The organism is Pseudomonas sp. NY15463, assembly GCF_048068415.1.
In the GTDB taxonomy this organism is placed as follows: Bacteria; Pseudomonadota; Gammaproteobacteria; order Pseudomonadales; family Pseudomonadaceae; genus Aquipseudomonas; species Aquipseudomonas mosselii_C.
Genome location: NZ_JBLUQD010000004.1, coordinates 541,840 through 567,043, shown reverse-complemented (window position 1 = coordinate 567,043; position 25,204 = coordinate 541,840). Strand labels below are relative to the sequence as shown.

Sequence of the window (25,204 nt, the reverse complement as noted above, 5' to 3'; positions counted from 1 at the left end):
CGGCGGCACTGAGTACCAGGTCAACGTCGACGCCAGCGGTAAAGGCACTCTGCAAGTCCCGAACACCAACACCGATGATGTCTACAAAGACCCGTCGACCCTGACCGCGACTGTCACCAAGGTGGACGGCGGCAACTTCGAAGCTGTGGACCTGAGCAAATCCAGTGTCACGGCCAACATCGAAGACACCCTCGACACCACCACCGTCACTGTGACAGCAGACCCGGCGAAAGAAGGCGACGCGAACCTCACTTTCAACTTCCAACTGAGCAATCCGCCGCAGACCGGCAGCGCCACGACGCTCACCGTGAACGTCGGTGGTACTGAATATCAGGTCAATGTCGACGCCAGTGGTAAAGGCACGCTGCAAGTGCCGAACACTAACGTCGATGACGTCTACAAAGACGAGAGCACCGTTACCGCGACCGTTACCAAGGTCGAGGGCGGCAACTTCGAGAACGTTAGCCTGAACGGCGCTTCGGCGACCGCGACTGTGGCCGACACTCTCGACACCACTACCGTCACCGTGACGGCAGATCCAGCGAAAGAAGGCGACGCAAACGTCACCTTCAACTTCCAGCTGAGCAATCCGCCGCAGACTGGCAGCGCTACTACGCTCACCGTGAACGTCGGCGGCACCGAATATCAGGTCAACGTCGATGCCAGCGGTAAAGGCACGTTGCAAGTGCCGAACACCAACGTCGAAGACGTTTATAAAGACGAAAGCACTGTCACTGCGACCGTTACCAAAGTCGAAGGCGGCAACTTCGAGAACGTCAGCCTGAATGGCGCTTCGGCGACCGCGACCGTGGCCGACACTCTCGACACGACCACCGTCACCGTCACAGCAGACCCAGCGAAAGAAGGCGACGCAAACGTCACCTTCAACTTCCAGCTGAGCAACCCACCGCAGACTGGCAGTGCAACCACCCTGACCGTGAACGTTGGCGGCACTGAGTACCAGGTCAACGTCGATGCCAGCGGTAAAGGCACGCTGCAAGTCCCGAACACCAACACCGATGACGTCTACAAAGACGGTTCGACCCTGACCGCGACCGTCACTAAAGTAGACGGCGGCAACTTCGAAGCCGTGGATCTGAGCAAATCCAGTGTCACGGCCAACATCGAAGACACTATCGATACCACCACCGTTACTGTCACCGCAGATCCGGCGAAGGAAGGTGATGCGAACGTCACCTTCAACTTCCAGCTGAGCAATCCGCCACAGACTGGCAGTGCAACCACCCTGACCGTGAACGTCGGCGGCACCGATTACCAGGTCAACGTCGATGCTTCCGGTAAAGGCACGCTGCAAGTGCCAAACACCAACATCGATGACGTCTACAAAGACGAGAGCACTGTTACCGCGACCGTCACCAAGGTCGAAGGTGGCAACTTCGAGAATGTCAGCCTGACCGGCGCTTCGGCGACCGCGACCGTGGCCGACACCCTCGACACCACGACCGTTGCGGTCACTGCTGATGCCGCGAAAGAAGGCGATGCGAACATCACCTTCCACTTCCAACTGAGCAACCCGCCACAAACCGGCAGCACCACCACGCTGACCGTCGATGTCGATGGCGTGAGCAAAACCGTCAATATTGATTCGACTGGTAAAGGCACCCTGGTGGTGGCCAACACCAACGGCGAAGACGTCTACCTGGACGCCAGCTCGGTTACCGCCAAGGTCACCGCAGTCAATGGTGGCAACTTCGAAAATGTCAGCCTGACCGGCGCCACGGCGACCGCGACCATCGCCGATACCCTCGACACCACCACCATCGCGGTGACTGCTGATCCGGCCAAGGAGGGCGATGCGGCTATCACCTTCCACTTCCAACTAAGCAACCCGCCACAGAATGGCAGCGCGACCACGCTGACCGTGGACGTGGGTGGCGTCAGCAGGACCGTCAACCTCGATGCTACCGGCAAGGGCACCCTGGTTGTGGCCAATACCAACGGCGATGACGTCTACCTGGACGCCAGCACCGTGACGGCCAAGGTCACAGCGATCAGCGGTGGCAACTTCGAGAACGTCAGCCTGAGTGGCGCTTCGGCGACCGCAACGGTGGCCGACACCATCGATACCACCACTGTTTCGGTCACTGCCAACCCCGCGAAGGAAGGCGACGCCAACGTCACCTTCAACTTCCAACTGAGCAATCCGCCGCAAACCGGCAGCCCCACCACGCTGACCGTCAAGGTGGGCGCGGTTGACTACCAAGTGACCGTCGATGCGACTGGCAAAGGTACCCTGAACGTACCGAACACCAACGTAGAAGACGTGTACAAGGACCAAAGCACGGTCACCGCGACCGTCACCAAGGTCGAAGGTGGCAACTTCGAGAACGTCAGCCTCAGCGGCGCTACGGCGACCGCGACCGTGGCCGACACCGTCGACACCACCACCATTGCGGTCACGGCCGACCCTGCCAAGGAGGGCGACGCCAATGTCACCTTCCACTTCCAGATGAGTAACCCGCCGCAAACCGGCAGCGCCACCACGTTGACCGTCAACGTGGCCGGCACCAACTACAGCGTGAATGTCGACGCCAGCGGCAAAGGCACGCTGCAGGTGCCGAACACCAACGTTGAAGACGTGTACAAGGACAGCTCCACGCTGACTGCCAGCGTGACCAAGGTGGACGGCGGCAACTACGAGGCCGTCGACCTGACCACGGCCACCGGCACCGCCGAGATCAAGGACACCCTCGACACCACCACCGTGGCGGTTACCGCGGACGCTGCGAAAGAAGGCGACGCCACCCTCAGCTTCCACTTCCAGCTGAGCAACCCGCCGCAAAACGGCAGCACCACTACCCTGACCGTCGATGTCGGTGGCGTCAGCAGGACTGTCAATATCGACGCCTCGGGCAAGGGCACCCTGGTGGTGGCCAACACCAATGGCGAAGACGTGTACCTGGACGCCAGCAGCGTCACCGCCAAGGTCACCGCCGTCAACGGCGGCAACTTCGAGAACGTCAGCCTGAGCGGCGCCTCGGCCACTGTTACGGTCGCCGACACCATCGACACCACCAGTGTCGCGGTCACCGCCGTGAATGCGAAGGAAGGCGATCCGACCGTCACCTTCAACTTCCAGCTGAGCAATCCGCCGCAAACCGGCAGTCCGACCACCCTGACCGTCGATGTGGGCGGCAACCAGTACACCGTCAATGTCGATGCCACCGGCAAAGGCACGCTGAACGTGCCGAACCCGAACGGCGAGGACGTTTACAACGATGCCAGCACCCTCAAGGCAACCGTCACGGCTGTGAATGGTGGCAACTTCGAGGCTGTCAGCCTGACCGGCGCGACCGCGACCGCAACCATCGCCGACACCCTCGACACCACCACCGTGGCCGTCACTGCGGTCAATGCGAAGGAGGGCGACGCGACCGTCACCTTCAACTTCCAGCTGAGCAACCCACCACAGTCTGGCAGCCCCACGACGCTGACCGTGAATGTGGCCGGCACTAACTACACCGTGAACGTCGATGCCACTGGCAAGGGCACCCTGAGCGTGCCGAACCCGAACGGTGAGGACGTTTACAACGACGCCAGCACCCTCACCGCCAGCGTGACCAAGGTCAACGGCGGTAACTTCGAGAACGTCAGCCTGACCGGTGCAACGGCAACTGCAACCATCGCCGACACCCTCGACACCACCACCGTGGCGGTCACGGCCAACCCGGCCAAAGAAGGCGATGCCAGCATCACCTTCAACTTCCAGCTGAGCAATCCGCCGCAAAACGGCAGCACCACCACGCTGACCGTCGATGTCGGTGGTGTTAGCAGGACCGTCAATATCGATGCCACCGGCAAGGGCACCTTGGTGGTGGCCAACACCAACACTGAAGACGTCTATCTCGACGCCTCCTCGGTCACGGCCAAGGTCACTGCGGTCAACGGTGGCAACTTCGAGAACGTCAGCCTGACCGGCGCCACGGCGACCGCAACCGTCGCCGACACGATCGACACCACGACCGTGGCGGTCACTGCTGTCAACGCCAAGGAGGGTGACGCGACCGTCACCTTCAACTTCCAGTTGAGCAACCCGCCGCAGACGGGCACCACCAGCACCCTGACCGTCAACGTCGGTGGCACCAACTACTCGGTCAAGGTCGACGCTAGCGGCAAGGGCACCCTGACGGTGCCGAACCCGAACGGTGAAGACGCCTACAACGACGCCAGTACCCTCAAGGCCACGGTGACCGCCGTGAACGGCGGTAACTTCGAGAACGTCAGCCTGACCGGTGCCACCGCCACCGCGACCATCGCCGACACCATCGATACCACCAGTGTCACGGTCACCGCCGTGAACGCGAAGGAAGGCGATGCCACCGTCACCTTCAACTTCCAGCTGAGCAACCCGCCGCAAACCGGCAGCCCGGCCACCTTGAGCGTGAACGTCGGTGGCACCAACTACACGGTGAACATCGACGCCACCGGCAAGGGTACCCTGGCGGTACCGAACCCGAACGGCGAGGACGTCTACACCGACGCCAGCACCCTGACTGCTATCGTCACCTCGATCAATGGCGGCAACTTCGAAGCCACCAGCGTGACCGGCGCGACCGCAACGGCCACCATCGCCGACACCATCGACACCACTACCCTGTCGATCAGCGGCACCTCGGCGGTGGCCGAGGGTAACAACGCCACCTACACGCTGAGCCTGACCAATCCGGCCAAGACCGATGTGACGGTCAAGCTGGTGTACTCCGGGACTGCCACCAACGGTTCGGACTACACCGGTGTGGCCACTGTCGTGATCAAGGCCAACACCTCGTCGACGACGTTCACCATCCCGACCATCAAGGACAACGTCACCGAAGGGACTGAGCAGTTCACGGTCAAGATCGACTCGGCCGCCGGCGGCAGCTTCGAGAACCTGGCGATCAGCACGGGTGCCGGTAGCGTCACCACGCAGATCTTCGAGCCAGCACCTGTGCTGGACCTGGACGCCAACGATTCGAGCGGCAAGACCGGTGCCGACTACCAGACCACCTTCACCGAGAATCAGCCGGGCAGCGGTGTGTCGATTGGCGATATCGATGTCTCGATCACCGACTTCGACAGCACCAACCTGACCGGCGCCACGGTGACCTTGACCAACCGTCAGCCAGGCGATGCGCTCAACCTGGGTAACAGCGTCAACGGCATTTCCATCAATGCCAACAGCACGGACGGCAAAGTGGTCTTGACCCTCAGTGGCACGGCCTCGCTGGCCGACTACATCCAGGCGATCAAGAACATCACCTTCATCAACACCAGCGAAGACCCGAGCACCACGCCACGGATCATCACGGTGACGGTGACCGACGGCGTCAACACCTCCAACACCGCGACCACCACGGTCAACGTAGTGGCAGTCAACGACGCACCGGTCAGCACCGGCGGTGCCGTGACAGGTACGGAGGACACCGACCTGGTATTGAACTGGAGCGACTTCAAGGTCAGCGACGTCGACTCGCCGACCAGCAGCCTGGGCGTGACCATCACCCAACTGCCGGGCGCTGGCACGCTCAAACTGTACAACGGCACCAGCTGGGTCGATGTGAAGGTGGGCCAGACCGTCAGCCAGGCCGATATCGCCGCTGGCAAGCTGAAGTTCGTGCCGCTGGCCAACCAGTCCGGCGCGGATGGCTACGGCGGTACCGGTGTCGGCAACAAGCAAGCCGACTACGCACAGGTCAAGTACAAGCCAACCGATGGCAAGGATACGGGCAGCGAGGCCACGCTGAAGGTCGATATCAATCCAGTGGCCGACCAGCCGACCTTGTCGATCGGCAACAACAACGTCAACTCGCTGGGCCTGACCAAGGAAACCTGGACCAGCCTCACTGGCCTGGGCACCAACGGCAACGGCATCACGGGCGATGCGTTGAAGAACGTGTTCGCCAATTCCGGCAGCGCTGGCAAGTCCGAGCAGGTTACCACCGCCGATACCTCGGCCACCGTGACACCAGGTTCGGGCTCGAAAACCTCCGGCCTGATCTACCTGGAAGCCGGCAAGACCTACACCTTCAGCGGCGTCGGTGACGACAGCGTGCAGGTCGTGGTCGGTGGCAAGAACGTGGCCGGCGCCACCTGGGCCGGTAACTCCGGGGTGTTCTCCGGCAGCTTCACGCCGACCACCAGCGGTTACTACACCCTGGAAATCTACAACGCCAACCAGGCCGGCCCAGGCAGTCTGGACGTCAACATCAAGATCGGCAGTGGGGCGGTTACCGACCTTTCCAGCGCCAACATCCCGCTGTACCCGAACGTTACCGCCCTGGCCAACGCCGGCGTGACGGTGTCCGACCTGCACGGCAGCAACGGCACCGGTTACTACGACGGCTACAAGATGAACGAAGGCGGCGAGAACGGTGCCCCGGTCAAGTTGGTGAGCATCAGCACCGCGCTGACCGACACCGATGGCTCCGAAACCCTGAGCGTCAAGCTGTCTGGTATCCCGACAGGCTCGGTGGTGGCCGACAACGCCGGCCACACCTTCACCGTCGGTTCAAGCGCGGTGGATGTCACCGGTTGGAACCTGGGCAGCCTGACCATCAAGCCGCCGGCCTACTACTCCGGCTCGTTCGATGTGAAGGTCAGCTCGACCTCCACCGAGAGCGTGGGCGGCAGCACGGCGCTCAACGAGGGCACCATCAAGGTCACGGTCTATCCGCAAACCTACACCACAAGCAACCTGACCTCGGACAACGACAGCATCACCGGCACCGATGGCAACGACATCATCGTCGCTGACGTCAATGGCCTGCATGTGGTCCCTGGGCAGAACTACAACATCGCGTTCATCGTTGATACCTCGGGCAGTATGGGTTCGAGCGGCGTGGATGCGGCGAAGAAGTCCCTGGAGTCGGTGTTCAAGACCTTGGCCGCCAGCGTCAAGGGCGCTCAGTCCGGTTCGGTGAACATCCTGCTGGTGGACTTCGCGACCCAAGTCAAGAGCACCGTTTCGGTGACGCTCAACGACGCGGGGCTGCAAAAGCTGTTGGCGGCGTTGGGTACATTGAGTTCCGATGGCGGCACCAACTACGAAGATGCCTTCAAAACCACCGCGAACTGGTTCCAGGCGCTGAAGGACGCTGGTAGTACTGCCAGCAACCAGACCTTCTTCATCACCGACGGGCAGCCGACGTACTACCAGACCAATGAGTCGACCAACCCGAAACTTGGCTACAGTGGCTCGACCCTGGACGGTTACCTGTCGTCGATCAATTACAAGATCGGCGATGTCGTGACCCGTGGCACAGTGGATGCCAACACGCGTGCGACCATCGATGCCAACGGCAACCTGTATGTGGAGTACAAGAATTCATCGGGCAACTGGAGTAACTTCGGCTGGGGCACGATCCATGCCCAAGGCGACGGTACATACGAAATATCGACGCGCGCCGGTACTGGTAATAGCACCGACAGCGCCACCACCACCAACTCGCAGGACAGCTTCAAGCTGCTGTCGGGTCTCTCGACGGTCGAGGCCATCGGGCTGAACAGCGACGTCAAGGCCAGCGACCTGAAGCCCTACGACTCCGACGGTGTGCCGCAGACCAACATCGACCCGACCAAGCTGGCCGATGCCATCCTTGGCCACACCGAGGCGCTCCTGCCGGGCAACGACACCGTCAACGGCGGTGATGGCAACGACATCATCTTCGGTGACCTGATGACCTTCGACAACATCGCCGGTACCGGCGTCGAAGCGATCCAGGCGTATGTCGCCGGCAAGCTGGGTGTCGAGCTGGGCGATGTCAGTGCCAAGATGATGCACCAGTACATCACCGAGCATTACACCGAGTTCGACGTGTCGCGCACCAATGACGGTGCTGACACGCTACTCGGCGGTGCCGGCGACGACATCATCTTCGGTCAGGGCGGCAACGACTACATCGATGGTGGCAAGGGCAACGACATCCTGCTGGGTGGCTCGGGCAACGACACACTGCTCGGTGGCGAAGGCAACGACCTGCTGTTCGGCGGTGCCGGCAACGACACCCTGATCGGCGGCAAGGGCAACGACATCATGACCGGTGGCAGCGGTGCCGACACCTTCGTCTGGAAAGCCGGTGACGTGGGCAACGATGTGATCAAGGACTTCAATGTCAAGGAAGGCGACCGCCTCGACCTCAGCGACCTGCTGCAGGGCGAGAAGGGCACCACCATCGACAACTTCCTGAAGATCACCACCGTCAATGGCGAATCGACCCTGCAGGTCAGTACCGAAGGCAAGCTCAACGCCGTCGGTGGCCTGGCCAACGCCGATGTGACCATCAAGCTCGAAGGTGTGAACTGGTCCACAACCACGATCAATTCCTTGATCAGCGGCGCCGACCCGACCATCAAGATCGACAACTCCAACAGCTGATCCCCCTCTCCGTAGACGGCCTGAGCTGGCCGTCTACGGAGCTCGGGCTTTCACCATCTTTGCATCGCGCGCATACTCGGGCGCCGGGACGCATGCCCGGGAACTTCGCCTATGCTGCTGACTACCAAGAAGGAAACATCGTGACGAGGGACCACGCCATGTACTACGTGCAACGGGACGCCGACGGCGAGTTGCTGCGTGTAGAGGCTGCCGAGTATCCCGGGTTTACCGAGACATTGCCGGCTGATCATGTGGATATTCAGGAGTGGTTTGCCGACAACCTGGTCGAAAACAGCCTCAGGCAGTTGAAGCAAAGCGACCTGGACATGATCCGGGTGCTCGAAGACTTGATCGAGGTACTGACCACCAAAGGTGTGATCAGCATCACCGATCTGCCGGCTGGCGCTCAGGCCAAATTACTCAGCCGCTCGTCGGCGCGTCGTGCGTTGGGCAGCCTGACCAATTTGATCGAAGAAGAAGAGAGCAGCGGGTTGATTTGATAGGTAACCGCCAAGTTCGTCCACAGAACCGTGGTCGAGCATATGGCACGCTCCCACAGGGTACCGGCGCGCTTACGAAATCAGTTTTCTGCGCGGCAGCGCAGCCCAAAGGGCTGGGTAATCTCTCACAGGACCTTTACACATCATCAAGTGATGCGCAGTCCCGTGAGAGCAACTGTATAGCATCAGACGCTCAGTTCAGCACCCGTGCCGGCTCGTCCGGCGGCAGGTAGTTCTGGCTACGCGCTCGGCCTGGTTTACCCGATACCGGGCCACCCAGCTGTTCGGCCAGTTGCTGGGCCACATCCTCACCCAGCGCTTTCGACACCTCACGCACCACCCGGGGACGGTTCAACGTCACGCGGCGGTCGCGACCATTCACCAACTTGGTGTCCTGGCCTTCACCCGTGGCGGTGAAAGCCGAGGTGATCTCGTAGGTGCGCGTGTTGATCAGGCTGAAGTCAGCGACCACGCTCAGGCCCAGCACCGCCGAATAGCTGTCGGTATGGTCCAGGGCGTTGGTGTCCTGCTGGAAGTCGATGTCCGACAAGGTGCCGAACAGCACGTAGTCGGCACCTGGAAAAGCGCCGCCCTTGATCCGGCGGATCACGTCGTAGACATCTTCCTTCGCGTCGGCGGTGTAGGGGCGGCCCTGTACCAGCTGGAACAGGCCGGTCTTGAGAATCTCTCCCTTGATGTCACCACCGAACTTGCGCAGCTCGGTCTGCTCGATGTAGCTGTTTAGGCTCTCGTACTCGCTGTAGCTCGATTGGCCACTGGCGTGGTACATGCTCGCCTGGGCACTGCTCTGAGCGTTGACGGTGTGGATGTACTCCTGCACCTGCGCTTCATAGGCCAGGTCCGTCACCGCCACCTTCGGTGCTGCCTGGGCGCCGAAGGCGCAGGCCAGGCCAATCATCGCCATCCATGCACGCATCGGTCAGCGCTCCGTGGTCTTGCGGATTTCTTTCTCGTCCATCCACTCGGCCAGGCCGCTCTCGACGTCGATCAGTTGCAGGCTGAACTTGTAGAACACGTCCTTGTAGTCACTGCTGCGCTTGACGATGGAGCTGATCGAGCCTTCCAGGCGGTACTGGGCGGCGATCATGTTGCCGGTCTTGGCCACGCTGCTTTTCTTGTACAGGCCGCTCTGATTCTGCAACTTGAGCTGATCGACCTGGCTCTGCATGTCGGTATTGTCGCTGGCGAAGCGGGCAGTGCCAGACTTCATCAACTGGGTCTTGATGGACGTGGTGATCTCGCGGGTATCGATATACTCGCTGGTCTTGTTCTTCACATCGTATACCTGAACCACCGGGCGGCCGTGCAGTACGCCGGACTGGGCCAGGGAGCGGGTCATGCTTTCGGCGATCATCTGCAAGTCGGTGGAGCCGAACTCGTTGGTGACCAGTTCCACGGCCTTGCTATCGCCGTAGCTGATGTTCTTGCCGCCGAGGACCGGCGACGGGGTGCTGCAACCGCTGACCAGGGCGATGGCGACGGCAGCGAGGGAAAGGCGTGCAAACATGGGGTGTGCTCCTGAAAGGGATTACCGGGTGTGGACTTCGAGGCGGAAGTCGCGGGCGGCGGGTGTCGGCGCGATGGCGGGCAGGAACTGGGCCTGCTTGCCGTACAGCGGCAGGGCTTTCCAGCTCTCTGCGTCGGCCACCGGGAAGCCGTCGTCGCCCAGCCAGGCGAAGCGGTAGAACAGGGTCTGGTTACTGCGGCTGGTGTTGGTCAGCGCCACGTTGACGGTCAGGAAACCGTTCTCGCGGGCCACACGCATCTGGCCGATCTCGATGTCATCCAGTTGGCCCATGGTCACCACCTTGCTGGCGGCACTGCCCGGGGCAGGTGGAGGTGCAGTGGCGCAGCCTGCCAAGAAAGCGGCGGCGACCAGGGCGAGGCATGTTTTGCGCATGTTCGATCCTTGAAGGTTACTTGAGTGTGGCGATGGCTTGGGCCGGGGCCTGCGGTGCAACCTCGACGGCCGGGCCGCCGGCGAACACGCGGTTGCCGATGACCCGTAGGCTCACGACCTGATAGGGCCGGTCGATCTTCACCTTGACCGGGGTGCCGCCCAGGTTCGAGGGCAGGCTCAATTGATGCTCACCCGGCGCCAGGCGCAGGCGAGCGACCTGGGTCTGGTCGGGCAGGGTACGCCAGGTACGGGTGTCGGCGCCTTCGACCACGGCCGAGGCCAAGCCGACCACCAGACCGGCCATTGGGTTGGCCTTGTTCAGGTTGTGTTGCGCCACGCCACGGCTGATGCCGCGCACGCTGGTGCGCAGGATGATGCCCGGCATGTCGTCGCGCAGGGCACGGCGCGACATGGCGCTGGTGCTGTTGAGCGAAGTCAGGGCCAGGACCTTGTCGTCCAGGCGGATTTCACCCAGCGCAGCGGTGGAGGTATCTTCGCGGATGATCGGGAACGAAAGCGGGACGATCACCAACTGGTTGTCGATCGGCAACGGCAACGGCAAGGGAATGCGAATCGAATCGCGGGCTGGGGCAAGGCCGCTCTGCACCACCACCAGCACGTCGCTTTCGCCAGGCTTGGCGGCGTTCTTGTCCAGGTCCAGCAAAGCCTGGTCGAGCAGCGCGGTGTTCGGGCGTAATTCGGCCGCCTTGCGGTAGCCCGGTGCAGCCAGGCCTTTCTCGCCCAGCGCCTCATAGACGAAGCCGGAAAGATAGTGGCTGAAGGCGCTCTGGTAGCTGTTCTTCAGGCTGACCACCTCCGGGGCATCGAGACTGGCGACCGGGTAACCCTGAAGGTCCTTGTACTCGGTCTTGATGCCTTGTTGCTCGGCATCCTGCTCGCGCTTGAGGTATTCCTTGTCACGCAACTCGGCGATCACCGCCTCGCGCTCGTGGGTCTTCTTGATCTCGGTGCGGGCACCGTCGAAGTCGTTCTGCGCCAGCAGATTCAGGGCCATCTGCGTGGTCAGCATGACTTTTTCGTAGTCATAGCCTTCGTAGCGGCGGACCTTGTCGTTGACCAGGTAGCTGCCGAACTGGCTGAGGTACTTGGCGGTATCCAGCTTGACCGTATCTTCCCATTGCAGCACTACGCTGTCGGCGGAACGCCAGGCGGCCTGACTGCCCTGCAGATCACCTTTCGAACGCAGCAGTTCGCCTTTTTCGAAGTAGTAGAGCAGGTCTTTCTGCTCGCCCTTGTTATGGCTTTCGAGCAGCGCCAGGGCGGCATCGACGTTACCAGCGGCCAGTTGCTGATTGGTCTCTTGCAGTTCGCTGTCGTAGCTGCGGAACACCGAGCAACCAGCGAGCTGCACAGCGGCGAACAAGGTCGCCAGGGTTAGGGCACGGGATACCATCGGACTTCATCATTCCCTGAATCGGTGGAGGCCACGGGGCGGGGCGGCGGTCCCTCTGGTTATTACCAGAGCCTCTGGATGGAGGCGTTTTGATTGCAACTGGCTATTTCGGCCGCGCGCAGTATACCTAAAGTGATGGCATGAAGATGGCGCATTGCGTCACGGCGCGGCATGGATCTGGGTTAAGCGCTGGAGACAAATTTGTCGCAAAATTTTTCATGAAATCGACCGGTGAGCCTTGAGTGGTCATGAGTGGAAGTGAACAATGTTTTCTTTCGCATTTCTCTTCGAGAGTGGCCATGAAATCCCCTTCCCGTGCGCTTGCCTGGTTGCCTGCCGTGATCCTTGCCCCGCTGCTGGCGTTGTGCAGCATTGCGGTGCAGGCCCAAGCCCCTGTCGAGGCCGGCAAGGCCTTGCACCTGTTGGATTACCTGGCTGCCGACTACCCGCTGACGGTGCATGACGGCAAGGTGGTGGACACGCGCCAGTACCGCGAGCAACTGAACCGTACCGGTGAGCTGAGCGAACTGCTCCAGGGCCTACCGGCCCATGCCGAGCAGGCCGCACTTGAGCAGCAGGTGCAGCGTCTGCGTCACGCCATGCAGCAGTACCAGGACGGTGCTGCCGTGGCCCGTCAGGCCCGTCAGTTGAGCGCACGCCTGGCGGTGGCCTACGAACTGAGCCAGGCACCGGTGATTACCCCCGACCCGGCCCGTGGCGCGGCGCTGTATGCACAGAACTGCTCGATCTGTCATGGCGACACGGGGTTGGGCGACGGCCCGGCCGGGGTTGGGCTGGAACCTGCACCGTCCAATCTGCGCGACCGTGAGCGCATGGATCAACTGAGCCTGTTCGATCTGTACAACGCCCTTGGGTTGGGTATCGATGGCACCGAAATGCCATCGTTCGCCGATCAGCTCGACGAGCGCCAGCGCTGGGATGTAGCGGCCTATATCGCCAGTTTCAGCGCTGATCCGCAGGCGGGCAACGCTGATCAGGCCTGGAACATCGCCGATCTGGCACGTCAGACCCCGGCCGAAATCGCGGCCAATGCGGATGCGGCAGCCGTGGCCACCTTCCGCGCCCAGCGCGCGCAGCCGCCGCAGGTCAAGCGTGGCCCGGCGCAGTTGCTCGAATACACCGCCAATACCTTGGACAAGAGCCTGGCGGCCTACCGCGCAGGTGAGCATGACCAGGCCTACGACCTGTCGGTGGCGGCGTACCTGGAAGGTTTCGAGCTGGTGGAAAGCTCGTTGGACAACATCGACGCCGGCACGCGCAAGGACACCGAAAAATCCCTGATGGCCTACCGCCAGACGTTGCAGGACGGCTTGCCGCTGGCCCAGGCCGAGCAGCGCCTGGCCGACGCCAAGGCCAAGCTCGACCAGGCTGCCAAGCTGCTTGGCAGCGACGGTCTGAGCTGGTCGTTGAGCTACCTCTCCGGCCTGTTGATCCTGCTACGCGAAGGCCTGGAGGCGATTCTAGTGCTGGCGGCGATCCTGGCCTTCCTGCGTAACACCGGGCAGCAGTCTGCGGTGCGTAGCGTCAACATCGGCTGGAGCTTGGCGTTGCTCGCAGGTTTCGCCACCTGGGCTGTGGCCGCATACGTGATCGACGTGGGCGGCGCCCAGCGCGAGTTGCTCGAAGGCTGCACGGCACTGTTCGCGGCGGTTATGGTCCTGTGGCTGGGGGTGTGGATGCACGACCGGCGCCACGCGGCGGCCTGGCAGGACTACATCAAGAGCAGCCTGGTCAGCGGCGGCGGGCGTTTCGGCTTCGCCTTGCTGGCGTTCTTCTCGGTGTACCGCGAGCTGTTCGAGGTGATCCTGTTCTATGAAACCCTGTGGCTACAGGCTGGGCCTGCCGGACACCAGGCGGTGCTGGCCGGTGGCACCACGGCGTTGGTGCTGCTGGTGGGGCTGGCGTGGGTGATCTTGCGCGGATCGGCGAAGCTGCCGCTGGCGCTGTTCTTCAGCATCAACGCCGCGTTGCTGTGCACGCTGTCGGTGGTGTTCGCCGGGCATGGCGTCAAAGCCTTGCAGGAGGCTGGCGTGCTGGGGACGCGGCCGGTCGCGTTCTTCGAGTTCGATTGGCTGGGCATCCACGCCGACGCCTACTCGCTCAGTGCCCAGGCCTTGGCGCTGCTGGCGATCCTGTGCCTGTACGGGCGGAGCTGGTTGGCTGAGCGGCGGCGGGCGGTGACCAACTGAGAGCGGTGTGGCTGCGTTCGTGGGCTTGCCCGCGAAGCGGCCAGGTCAGACACTAGCGGTTCGTGAACTGAAAATCGGAACAGCCTCAATGCGTGTATGGATCGATGCCGACGCCTGCCCCAAGGCGGCCAAGGACCTGATCGTCAAGTTTGCCCTCAAGCGCAAGCTGGAGGTCGTGATGGTGGCCGGCCAGCCGCAGATCAAACCGGCGTTCGCCTGCGTGCGATTGATCGTGGTGCCCAGCGGTATGGACGCCGCCGACGATTACCTGGTGGACAACGCCGTGCCCGGCGAACTGGTGATTTGCAGCGATGTGCCATTGGCCGATCGGCTGATCAAGAAGGGCGTGGCCGCGCTGGATCCGCGTGGCCGCGAGTTTGACGAGCGCAACATGGGCGAGCGGCTGGCGGTGCGTAACCTGTTCACCGAACTGCGCGAGCAGGGGCAGGTCGGTGGCGGGCAGGCGCCGTATGGTGAGCGCGAGAAGCAGGCCTTCGCCAATGCCCTGGACCGCATCCTCACGCGTTTGTCGAAAGCCTGACCGCCTGCTCCCACACGGTATGCGGCGCGCTTGCAAGGCAGATGCGCCGCTCACTGTAAGGAATGTTCTCAATCGTTCTCGTGGGTCAGTTCCAACACACGATCCACCAGCTTGTAGATACCACCTGCCGCCTCGCTGATGGACTTGGCCTCCATGTACGCCGGCGTGGTCACCAGCTTGCGCTGGGTATCCTCGACGATGTCGTGCACATCGCATTCTTCATGGGTGCCGCCCATCTTCACCACGGCCGCCGCCGTGTCGGCATCGCTGCCGATGGTACAGACCACGCCTGGCCCGTAGATCTTCGCTGCCAGCGCCGGGGCGATGCAGATCAGGCCCACCGGCTTGCGGGCGTCGGCGAAGGCTTGCGCCAAGGCCAGCACATCGGGTTGCACACTGCACTTGTCGCCTTCGACCGCGAAGTTGGACAGGTTCTTGGCCGCGCCAAAACCGCCGGGCACGATCAGCGCGTCGAAGTCCTCGACCTTGGCCTCGCGGATGTCCTTCACCTCACCCCGGGCTATGCGCGCCGACTCCACCAGTACGTTGCGCGACTCGCGCATCTCTTCGCCGGTCAGGTGGTTTATCACGTGCATCTGCGCGATGTTTGGTGCGAAACACTGCACTTGCGCGCCACGCTGGTCGAGGCGCAGCAGGGTGATCACGCTTTCGTGGATTTCGGCACCGTCGTAGACACCGCAGCCGGACAGGATCACCGCAACTTTTTTCGTCATGCTCATTACTCCAGAATCGAGGCACTAAATGTCCTCTAGTTTGGCAGATGTCGCCATAGGGTTTCCTGCATCGGCGGCCTAGGCTCTGTGGATAACTTCAGAGACCTTCGCCCATGGACCTGGTTCTGCTGGCCGTGCCGTTGTTCTTCGTGCTGATTGCTGTCGAGCTGGCTGCCGATCGCTTGCGTGGCCAGCGCAACTATCGGCTGGCTGACTCGATCAACAACCTGAGCACTGGCGTACTTTCCACCAGCACTGGGCTGCTGACCAAGGGCGTAGGATTGGCCACCTATGCTGTGGCCTGGGAGCACCTGGCGCTGCTTGACCTGCCGGCGAATGCAGCCTGGGTGTGGGTACTGGCCTTCGTGCTGTATGACTTCTGTTACTACTGGCTGCACCGTCTCGGGCACGAGCGCAACGTCCTGTGGGCGGCGCATTCGGTGCATCACCAAAGTGAGGAGTACAACCTCACCACCGCCCTGCGCCAGACCAGTAGCGGATTCATCTTCTCGTGGATCTTCTACCTGCCGCTGGCACTGCTGGGCGTGCCACCTCTGGTGTTTGTCACCGTGGCGTCGCTGAACCTGCTGTACCAGTTCTGGGTACATACCCGCCATGTGCCCAAGCTCGGCTGGCTTGAGTGGGTGTTGATCACGCCGTCCAACCACCGTGTTCACCATGCGCAGAATCCTGTGTACTTGGATCGCAACTACGGCGGGGTGTTCATCTTCTGGGACCGACTGTTCGGCACCTTTCAGGAAGAAGACGAGCGCGAGCCCGTGATCTTCGGCGTAACCACGCCCCTGGCGAGTTGGAATCCGCTGTGGGCCAATTTGCAGTTTTATGCCCAGCTGTACCGCGATGCGCGGCGTACGGCGCGCTGGCAGGATAAGTTGCGAATCTGGTTCATGCCCACCGGCTGGCGCCCGGCAGACGTGGCGGCAGGTGATCCACAGGTGAAGCAGGACCTGACGCGTTTTCGCAAGTTCTGCATTCCCCTGGGGCGCGCGCAGCAGTTGTACGTCACGGCGCAGTTCGCGGTGTACGTGGGGATGGGCAGTTACCTGATGGCGGCAGCCGGGCGCGTGTCGGGTATGGCGCTGGTGCTGGGTTGGGGCGTGATGGTGTTCGGCTTGTTCGTGCTCGGCGCGGCCCTCGAGGACCGGCCTTGGGCACCGCGCCTGGAGCTGGCGCGGCTGTTGTCGGGGGGACCGGCGCTGTACTTGGCCGGCGCCACGGGACTAGTGGTGGTGACGCCCCTGGTCTGGCTCGTGCTGCTCGGATACAGCCTGCTCAGCCTCGTTGGCCTGGCCTTCTGCCGCCGCGCGACGCAGGGCGCGGATATTGCGAAAGCGCCGCCGCAGCCACAGCCCGAGGCCCAGCAGCAGCAAGCCGCCAAGCACCCATAGTTCGTACTTCTTGATGCTGCCCAGCATGCCTTCGAGGATTGCCCCGAAGTGGTAGGCTGCAAGGCCCAATGCCAACGCCCAGACCGCCGCGCCGATGCCGTTGAGCAGCAGGTAGCGGCGCGGTGGGTAGCCCGACAGGCCGATGGCCACCGGCATCACCGTGCGCAGGCCGTAGACGAAGCGAAAACTCAGCACCCAGATGTCCGGGTGGCGACGGATATGCTCCAGCGCCCGGTCGCCCATGGCTTGCCAGCGCGGTTTGCGCGCCAGGATCTTGCGCCCGTGGCGCCGCCCCATGAAGTACCACAGCTGATCACCGGCATAGCTGCCACAGAAGGCCACCAGGACCACCAGCTTGATGTCCATGTATTCGCGGAACGCGAGAAAGCCCGCGAGCACGAGAATGGTCTCGCCTTCGAAGAACGTGCCGAGAAAAAGGGCAAAGTAGCCAAAATCGTTCAGGAATTGTTGGAGCATTTTGCAGGCATGCTGGCGAAATGAACGCGCAGCCTACGCCTTCGCGGGCGTTCGCGAAAGTGTCCAAATGTGTCTCGACGTGAACATTTCCTGCGCGGACAATGGCTGCGGCCACAAGTCGCAGGGTTGCCTCAGGGTGTAACACAGGCGTCATAATGGCCGCTTATAACTGTCGCGCTGCCCGCCCGCGCGGGCTCAGGAGTCTGCCGTGAGCTTTACCCCCGCTAACCGTCTGTTTCCTGCCACCCGCCTGCGTCGCAATCGCCGGGATGAATTCTCCCGTCGCCTGGTTCGCGAGAATACCCTGACCGTCGACGACCTGATTTATCCGGTGTTCGTGCTCGATGGCGAAAACCGCCGTGAGGCCGTGCCTTCCATGCCGGGTGTCGAACGCCTGTCGATCGACCTGCTGCTGGAAGCCGCGCAAGGTTGGGTGGCGCTGGGGATTCCGGCGCTGGCGCTGTTCCCGGTCACGCCGACCGAGAAGAAATCCCTCGACGGCGCTGAAGCCTGGAACCCGGACGGCATCGCCCAGCGCGCTACACGTGCCCTGCGTGCACGCTTCCCGGAACTGGGGGTGATCACCGATGTGGCACTTGACCCGTTCACCACCCACGGCCAGGACGGCATCCTCGATGAAGAGGGCTACGTTCAGAACGACATCACCGTCGAGGCCCTGGTACGTCAGGCACTGTCCCACGCTGAGGCCGGCGCCCAGGTGGTGGCTCCCTCGGACATGATGGACGGTCGCCTTGGCGCGATCCGCCAGGCCCTCGAAGAAGCCGGCTACGTCAACGTGCGCATCATGGCTTATTCGGCCAAGTACGCCAGCGCCTACTACGGCCCGTTCCGCGACGCGGTAGGTTCGGCGCTGAACCTGGGCAAGGCCAACAAGGCCTCTTATCAGATGGACCCGGCCAACAGCGACGAGGCCCTGCATGAAGTGGCCACCGACCTCGCCGAAGGCGCCGACATGGTCATGGTCAAGCCGGGTATGCCGTATCTGGACATCGTTCACCGGGTCAAGGCCGAGTTCAAGGTGCCGACCTTCGCCTATCAGGTCAGTGGCGAGTACGCCATGCACATGGCGGCGATCCAGAACGGCTGGCTCAGCGAGGCCGTGATCCTCGAATCCCTCACCGCATTCAAACGGGCAGGCGCCGATGGCATCCTGACCTATTTCGCCGTGCGTGCCGCTCAATTGATGAGAGGGCAGTAACGCCCTCACAGGAACGTCAGATGAATAACGAAGTGCTAACCCCTGTCGCGATCAAGGATGCCCAGGCCGTGCCCGAAGAGATGGTGCAGACCCCGCCGGACCTGCCAGCCGCGTCCGCCGAGCCCGTGGTCGAGACGCCAGCCCCTGCGCCGGCCCCAGCCCCGGCGATCGTCGTGCCGGGCTTGGACGACAGCAGCCTGTACATTCATCGCGAGCTTTCGCAGTTGCAGTTCAACATCCGCGTGCTGGAGCAGGCGCTGGATGAATCCTATCCGCTGCTCGAGCGCTTGAAGTTCCTGCTGATCTTCTCCAGCAACCTGGACGAGTTCTTCGAGATCCGCGTGGCGGGGTTGAAGAAACAGATCAACTTCGCCCGCGAACAGGCCGGCGCCGACGGCTTGCAGCCGCACCAGGCGCTGGCGCGCATCAGTGAACTGGTGCATATCGAGGTGGAGCGTCAGTACGCGATCCTCAATGACGTCCTGCTACCGGAGCTGGAGAAGCACCAGATCCGCTTCATTCGCCGGCGTTACTGGACGACCAAGCTCAAGACCTGGGTGCGCCGCTATTTCCGCGACGAGATTGCACCGATCATCACCCCGATCGGCCTCGACCCGACCCATCCGTTCCCGCTGCTGGTGAACAAGAGTCTCAACTTCATCGTGGAGCTCGAAGGTGTAGACGCCTTCGGGCGCGACTCGGGCCTGGCGATCATCCCGGCGCCGCGCCTGCTGCCGCGGGTGATCCGTGTGCCGGAAGAGGTCGGTGGGCCTGGCGACAACTATGTGTTCCTCTCCTCGATGATCCACGCCCACGCCGATGACCTGTTCCAGGGCATGAAGGTGAAGGGGTGCTACCAGTTCCGCCTGACCCGTAACGCCGACCTGGCGCTGGATTCCGAGGAGGTCGATGACCTGGCCCGGGCCTTGCGCGGTGAGCTGTTCTCGCGCCGCTACGGTGACGCGGTGCGTCTTGAAGTGGCCGACACTTGCCCGAAACACCTGTCGGACTACCTGCTCAAGCAGTTCAGCCTGAGCGAGAGCGAGCTGTATCAGGTCAATGGCCCGGTCAACCTGACCCGTCTGTTCAGCATCACCGGGCTCGATAGCCACCCGGAGTTGCAGTACACGCCGTTCACCCCAGCGATCCCCAAGCTGTTGCAGAACGCCGACAACATCTTCAGCGTGATCGGCAAGCAGGACATTCTGCTGATGCACCCTTTCGAGTCCTTCACCCCGGTGATCGACCTGTTGCGCCAGGCCGCCAAGGACCCGCACGTGCTTGCCGTACGCCAGACCTTGTACCGTTCCGGTGCCAACTCCGAGATCGTCGACGCGTTGGTGGATGCGGCGCGCAACGGCAAGGAGGTCACCGCGGTGATCGAGCTGCGCGCGCGTTTCGATGAAGAGTCCAACCTGCAGATGGCCAGCCGCCTGCAAGCGGCGGGCGCCGTGGTGATCTACGGTGTGGTGGGCTTCAAGACCCACGCCAAGATGATGCTGATCCTGCGTCGCGAACAGGGTGAGATCGTGCGTTACGCCCACTTGGGTACTGGCAACTACCACGCCGGCAACGCCCGTCTGTACACCGACTACAGCCTGCTGACCTCCGACGACGCCCTGACCGAAGACGTCGGCAAGCTGTTCAGCCAGTTGATCGGCATGGGCAAGACCTTGCGCATGAAGAAGCTGCTGCATGCGCCGTTCACCTTGAAGAAAGGCATGCTCGACATGATTGCCCGGGAGACCCAGTTCGCCCTGGAGGGCAAGCCTGCGCACATCATCGCCAAATTCAACTCGTTGACCGACGCGAAGGTGATCAAGGCGCTGTACAAGGCCAGCCAATCGGGCGTGCGCATCGACTTGGTGGTGCGTGGCATGTGCTGCCTGCGTCCAGGCATTGCCGGGGTGTCGCACAACATCCATGTACGTTCGATCATTGGCCGCTTCCTCGAACATACCCGGGTGTTCTACTTCCTCAACGGTGGTGAGGAGCAGATCTACCTGTCCAGCGCCGACTGGATGGAACGCAACCTCGACAAGCGCGTCGAGACCTGCTTCCCGGTGGAAGGCAAGAAGCTCTTGCTGCGGGTGAAAAAGGAGCTTGAAGGCTACCTGACTGACAACACCCAGGCCTGGACGCTGCAACCGGACGGGCGCTATGTGCGCAGTACGCCGACGGGTAACCAGAACCCCCGCAGTGCCCAGTCGACATTGCTCGAGCGCCTGAGCAATCCGGTGTTGAACGTTCGGTAGGGGTGAGGCTGGGGCCGCTTTGCGGCCCTTTCGCGGCACAAGGGCGCTCTCATAGAACTATACATAACTTGTTGATTTAGCGAGGACCTGTGGGAGCGGGTTTACCCGCGAACACCGGCGAAGCCGGTGCCATATACCGAGTCGCCTGCTTCGCGGGCAAGTCGGGGCGCCGAACCGCCGCTCCCACAGGGTACGCGGAGCGCTTGCGAAATCAGTTCTCTGCGCGACAGCGCAGCCCAAAGGGCTGGGTGATCTCCTACAGGGAACCGCGATCCTTGTAGGAGCGGCCTTGTGCCGCGAAAGGGCTGCAAAGCAGCCCCCATAACGCGATTACCTGACACTAAGCACAAAATTGACCCGCGCCAACCACTCCGCCTCGTTGGCGAAGTCGGCTTGGGTCAGCTGGTTTTTTTCAAGCCAGCCGTCCGGGAAAACCACTTCCAGGCTGTTCTCGCTCGCTTTCAACTCTACCTTCGGCATCTGCTGGGTGCCGCGGATATGGTGGAACAGAATGGCAAAGCGCAGCAGTACGCACAGGCGAATCAGTTGCACGCTCTCATCGCCGAGTTCGTTGAACCTGTCCTTGGGAATATTGCGGCGGTGGCCACGTACCAGCAGCGCCATCATCTGCTGCTCTTCACGGGAGAAACCGGCCAAGTCGGAGTGCTCGATCAGGTAGGCACCGTGTTTGTGGTAGTGGTAGTGGGCGATATCCAGCCCGACTTCATGGATTTTCGCTGCCCATCCCAGTAGATCGCGCCAGTTGCCTTCCTCCAGCCCCCAGGCTTCAGCCACCTGGTCAAAGGCGTGCAATGCCTTGCGCTCCACGCGCGCGGCCTGGCCCTGGTCGACGTGGTAGCGCTCCATCAGCGAATTGAGCGTGCGCTCGCGCACGTCCTCGTGGTGGTGGCGCCCCAGCAGGTCGAACAACACACCTTCGCGCAGCGCGCCGTCGCAGTGGTCCATGCGCTGTAGTTCGAGGGCATCGAAGATGGCTTCGAGGATTGCCAGGCCTGCTGGGAAGATCGTCCTGCGGTCGGGTTTGACGCCTTCGAAGTCGATCTTGTCGGTGTCGCCGAGCTTGAACAGTTTGCGTTTGACCCAGGCCAGGCCCTCTGCATTGACCTCGCCGTTACCCAAGCCACCGGCCTTGATCGCGGCACCAATGGCGCGGATGGTCCCGGACGAGCCGATGGCCTCGTCCCAGGTCAGGCGGTGCAGGGCGTTCTCGATACTCATCAACTCCAGGCGGGCGGCGGTGTAAGCCTGGGCATAGCGCGCCGGGGTGATCTTGCCGTCGCGGAAATAGCGCTGGGTAAAGCTCACACAGCCCATCTGCAGGCTTTCGCGCAGCAGCGGCTCGAAGCGCTGGCCAATGATGAACTCGGTACTGCCGCCGCCGATGTCAGCCACCAGGCGTTTGCCTGGGTTGTCGGCCAGGGTGTGCGAAACCCCGAGGTAAATCAGGCGCGCCTCTTCTCGGCCGGAGATGACCTCAACCGGATGCCCCAGGATAGCCTCGGCGCGCTGGATGAACTCATTGCGGTTGCGGGCCTCGCGCAGGGCGTTGGTGCCCACGATGCGGACAGCGCCTGCGGGCATGCCGTTGATCAGCTGGGCAAAGCGCTTGAGGCACTCAAGGCCGCGCTGCATGGCTTCTTCGCTGAGATGGCGCTCTTCGTTGATGCCAGCGGCCAGTTGAACCTTCTCCCCCAGCCGCTCGAGAATACGAATCTCGGTATGGTGGGCTTTGGCCACGACCATGTGGAAGCTGTTGGAGCCAAGGTCGATGGCAGCGATCAGAGACAGGTTCTTCGCGGTGGTATGCGGCATGATCTGGATGTTCTCGGTCGTTAACCCGGCAATCGTGCCACGATCGTGGCCATACGCCAACGCGCGGCATCGCCGGGCTTGATACATGGCAACGTCGTAGCAATGCTATGACAGACACATGACAGTTTCGATTCGTGGCGTCTTGCTCAACTATAGATACACTCAATCGCTTGTGGCTTCCTGTCGCGCGAGGGTGCGGCTATGATGGGCAACGTTTTTTGCTTACGACCTGGAGATATCCATGAGCAGCGATCTTATCAAACATGTCACTGACGCCAGCTTCGAAGCCGAAGTACTGAAGGCCGAGGGCGCGGTGCTGGTCGACTACTGGGCTGAATGGTGCGGCCCATGCAAGATGATCGCGCCTGTGCTGGACGACATCGCCGCCGAGTATCAAGGCAAGGTGACCATCGCCAAGCTGAACATCGATGAAAACCAGGAGACTCCTGGCAAGCACGGTGTACGTGGTATCCCGACCCTGATGCTGTTCAAGAACGGCAACGTCGAGGCCACTAAGGTCGGCGCGTTGTCCAAGTCGCAGCTCAAGGCGTTCCTCGACGCCAACCTGTGATGTGAAGAAGCCCCGCAAATGCGGGGCTTTTCTTTTATTGACGTAGGACATTTCTGCGGAGGCAGGCACGACCCAGAATATGGGCCTCTTGGACAAAAACGGGCCGACGACCATGGCCAAAACCACTAGACGTCGAAAAAAGCAAGTGTTACATTCGGCCTCGCACTGCTTCTCCAGTGCCCTCTGCACGCCGTCGCCGAAGCATCCCTAATTCGAATCAGTACGCGATCCTGTCGCCATCTAGCGGCGCGGCCTCATTAAGCCAAATGCTTAACTTCTCCCCTTCTTACATGATTACGTCATTCCCCTTATGAATCTCACTGAACTCAAGCAAAAGCCGATTACCGATCTTTTGGAAATGGCCGAACAGATGGGCATCGAAAACATGGCCCGTTCGCGCAAACAGGACGTGATTTTCGCCCTGCTGAAAAAGCATGCGAAGAGCGGCGAAGAGATTTCGGGTGACGGCGTGCTGGAGATTCTCCAGGATGGTTTCGGTTTCCTGCGCTCGGCAGATGCCTCTTACCTGGCCGGCCCTGACGACATCTACGTCTCGCCCAGCCAGATCCGTCGCTTCAACCTGCGCACCGGCGATACCATCGTCGGCAAGATCCGCCCGCCGAAGGAAGGGGAACGTTACTTCGCCCTGCTGAAAGTCGATACCATCAACTTCGACCGTCCAGAAAACGCGAAGAACAAGATCCTGTTCGAAAACCTGACGCCGCTGTTCCCGAACAAGCGCCTGAAGATGGAAGCCGGTAACGGCTCCACCGAAGACCTCACCGGCCGTGTCATCGACCTGTGCGCTCCAATTGGCAAGGGCCAGCGTGGCCTGATCGTCGCGCCGCCGAAAGCCGGTAAGACGATCATGCTGCAGAACATCGCGGCCAACATCACCCGCAACAACCCCGAGTGCCACCTGATCGTTCTGCTGATCGACGAGCGCCCGGAAGAAGTGACCGAAATGCAGCGCACCGTGCGCGGCGAAGTGGTCGCCTCGACCTTTGACGAGCCGCCGACTCGCCACGTGCAGGTCGCCGAAATGGTGATCGAGAAGGCCAAGCGCCTGGTTGAGCACAAGAAGGACGTGGTCATCCTGCTCGATTCCATCACCCGTCTGGCGCGTGCCTACAACACCGTGATCCCGAGTTCCGGCAAGGTCCTGACCGGTGGTGTCGACGCCCACGCCCTGGAGAAGCCGAAGCGCTTCTTCGGTGCCGCTCGTAACATCGAGGAAGGCGGTTCGTTGACCATCATCGCCACCGCGCTGGTCGAGACCGGTTCGAAGATGGACGAGGTCATCTACGAAGAGTTCAAGGGTACTGGCAACATGGAGCTGCCACTGGATCGCCGCATCGCCGAAAAGCGTGTGTTCCCGGCCATCAACATCAACAAGTCCGGTACCCGCCGCGAAGAGCTGCTAACCGCTGACGACGAACTGCAGCGTATGTGGATCCTGCGCAAGCTGCTGCACCCGATGGACGAAATTGCCGCCATCGAGTTCCTGGTCGACAAGCTCAAGCAGACCAAGACCAACGATGAGTTCTTCCTATCGATGAAACGTAAGTAAGCGTTTCAGACCGGTATTGATTGGGGCTGCTTCGCAGCCCATCGCGGCGCAAGGCCGCTCCTACAGGGCAACGTGTCATCCTGTAGGAGCGGCCTTGTGTCGTGATGGGCACGAAGCAGCCCCAAGTCATTTTTGGCCTTTACCCCCTCAACGGCGCTACACTCTGTCCCCCGACC

15 protein-coding genes and 1 pseudogene are annotated in these 25,204 nt (G+C 61.9%); 9 read left to right on the top strand and 7 right to left on the bottom strand.

Annotated elements, in window-relative coordinates; all coding sequences use genetic code 11:
- Nucleotides 1-8,374: immunoglobulin-like domain-containing protein (locus tag ACNFIC_RS13270; RefSeq protein ID WP_416781167.1), on the top strand; the 8,374-nt coding region annotated here is incomplete at its 5' end.
- 158 nt (nucleotides 8,375-8,532) lie between these two features.
- Nucleotides 8,533-8,874 carry a tryptophan synthase subunit beta gene (locus ACNFIC_RS13265; RefSeq protein WP_138221540.1) on the top strand — a complete coding sequence of 114 codons (342 nt, stop codon included), beginning with the start codon at nucleotides 8,533-8,535 and terminating at the stop codon, nucleotides 8,872-8,874.
- Between the two features lie 193 nt (nucleotides 8,875-9,067).
- On the opposite strand, the gene ACNFIC_RS13260 is transcribed toward ACNFIC_RS13265, so the two are convergent.
- The 4 genes from ACNFIC_RS13260 to ACNFIC_RS13245 are packed head-to-tail and all read right to left on the bottom strand — an operon-like array spanning nucleotide 9,068 to nucleotide 12,209.
- Nucleotides 9,068-9,811 carry a penicillin-binding protein activator LpoB gene (locus tag ACNFIC_RS13260; RefSeq protein ID WP_416781166.1) on the bottom strand — a complete coding sequence of 248 codons (744 nt, stop codon included), beginning with the start codon at nucleotides 9,809-9,811 and terminating at the stop codon, nucleotides 9,068-9,070.
- 3 nt (nucleotides 9,812-9,814) lie between these two features.
- Nucleotides 9,815-10,402 (bottom strand): penicillin-binding protein activator LpoB, encoded by a 588-nt coding sequence (gene lpoB / locus ACNFIC_RS13255; RefSeq protein WP_138221498.1) that lies wholly within the window; start codon nucleotides 10,400-10,402, stop codon nucleotides 9,815-9,817.
- A gap of 21 nt (nucleotides 10,403-10,423) precedes the next feature.
- A complete protein-coding gene (locus tag ACNFIC_RS13250; RefSeq protein ID WP_138221499.1) occupies nucleotides 10,424-10,795 on the bottom strand; it encodes a YcfL family protein in 372 nt (123 codons plus the stop codon).
- A 16-nt stretch (nucleotides 10,796-10,811) separates the two neighbouring features.
- Nucleotides 10,812-12,209, bottom strand: a complete 1,398-nt coding sequence (locus tag ACNFIC_RS13245; RefSeq protein WP_416781165.1) for a COG3014 family protein — start codon at nucleotides 12,207-12,209, stop codon at nucleotides 10,812-10,814.
- A 299-nt stretch (nucleotides 12,210-12,508) separates the two neighbouring features.
- On the opposite strand from ACNFIC_RS13245, the gene ACNFIC_RS13240 reads away from it, so the two are divergent.
- Nucleotides 12,509-14,419 (top strand): FTR1 family protein, encoded by a 1,911-nt coding sequence (locus ACNFIC_RS13240; RefSeq protein WP_416781164.1) that lies wholly within the window; start codon nucleotides 12,509-12,511, stop codon nucleotides 14,417-14,419.
- 88 nt (nucleotides 14,420-14,507) lie between these two features.
- On the top strand, nucleotides 14,508-14,960 hold the full coding sequence (locus ACNFIC_RS13235) for a YaiI/YqxD family protein (protein ID WP_138221502.1): 453 nt from the start codon (nucleotides 14,508-14,510) through the stop codon (nucleotides 14,958-14,960).
- 68 nt (nucleotides 14,961-15,028) lie between these two features.
- Here the strand turns inward: ACNFIC_RS13235 and elbB are convergent, their stop codons facing one another.
- The gene (gene elbB, locus ACNFIC_RS13230) at nucleotides 15,029-15,694 is read right to left on the bottom strand and encodes an isoprenoid biosynthesis glyoxalase ElbB (protein ID WP_416781163.1); all 666 of its coding nucleotides are present in this window, start codon (nucleotides 15,692-15,694) and stop codon (nucleotides 15,029-15,031) included.
- Nucleotides 15,695-15,807: 113 nt separating this feature from the next.
- On the opposite strand from elbB, the pseudogene ACNFIC_RS13225 reads away from it, so the two are divergent.
- Nucleotides 15,808-16,434: pseudogene (locus ACNFIC_RS13225) on the top strand (sterol desaturase family protein); the annotation flags it as partial.
- Nucleotides 16,435-16,935: 501 nt separating this feature from the next.
- On the opposite strand, the gene ACNFIC_RS13220 reads toward ACNFIC_RS13225, so the two are convergent.
- Entirely contained in the window at nucleotides 16,936-17,580 is a 645-nt protein-coding gene (locus ACNFIC_RS13220; protein WP_138221504.1) for a DedA family protein, read from the bottom strand.
- A 208-nt stretch (nucleotides 17,581-17,788) separates the two neighbouring features.
- On the opposite strand from ACNFIC_RS13220, the gene hemB reads away from it, so the two are divergent.
- Together hemB and ppk1 are read left to right on the top strand one after the other, a co-directional pair.
- Nucleotides 17,789-18,799 (top strand): porphobilinogen synthase, encoded by a 1,011-nt coding sequence (gene hemB, locus ACNFIC_RS13215; RefSeq protein ID WP_138221505.1) that lies wholly within the window; start codon nucleotides 17,789-17,791, stop codon nucleotides 18,797-18,799.
- Between the two features lie 20 nt (nucleotides 18,800-18,819).
- Complete coding sequence (gene ppk1, locus ACNFIC_RS13210; RefSeq protein WP_416781162.1) at nucleotides 18,820-21,054, top strand: polyphosphate kinase 1; 2,235 nt, start codon at nucleotides 18,820-18,822, stop codon at nucleotides 21,052-21,054.
- A 330-nt stretch (nucleotides 21,055-21,384) separates the two neighbouring features.
- Here the strand turns inward: ppk1 and ppx are convergent, their stop codons facing one another.
- Nucleotides 21,385-22,887, bottom strand: a complete 1,503-nt coding sequence (gene ppx, locus ACNFIC_RS13205; RefSeq protein ID WP_416781180.1) for an exopolyphosphatase — start codon at nucleotides 22,885-22,887, stop codon at nucleotides 21,385-21,387.
- A gap of 241 nt (nucleotides 22,888-23,128) precedes the next feature.
- On the opposite strand from ppx, the gene trxA reads away from it, so the two are divergent.
- Nucleotides 23,129-23,458 carry a thioredoxin TrxA gene (gene trxA, locus ACNFIC_RS13200; protein ID WP_138221507.1) on the top strand — a complete coding sequence of 110 codons (330 nt, stop codon included), beginning with the start codon at nucleotides 23,129-23,131 and terminating at the stop codon, nucleotides 23,456-23,458.
- 310 nt (nucleotides 23,459-23,768) lie between these two features.
- A complete protein-coding gene (gene rho / locus ACNFIC_RS13195) occupies nucleotides 23,769-25,028 on the top strand; it encodes a transcription termination factor Rho (protein ID WP_011536308.1) in 1,260 nt (419 codons plus the stop codon).
- The last annotated feature ends 176 nt before the right edge of the window (nucleotides 25,029-25,204 follow it).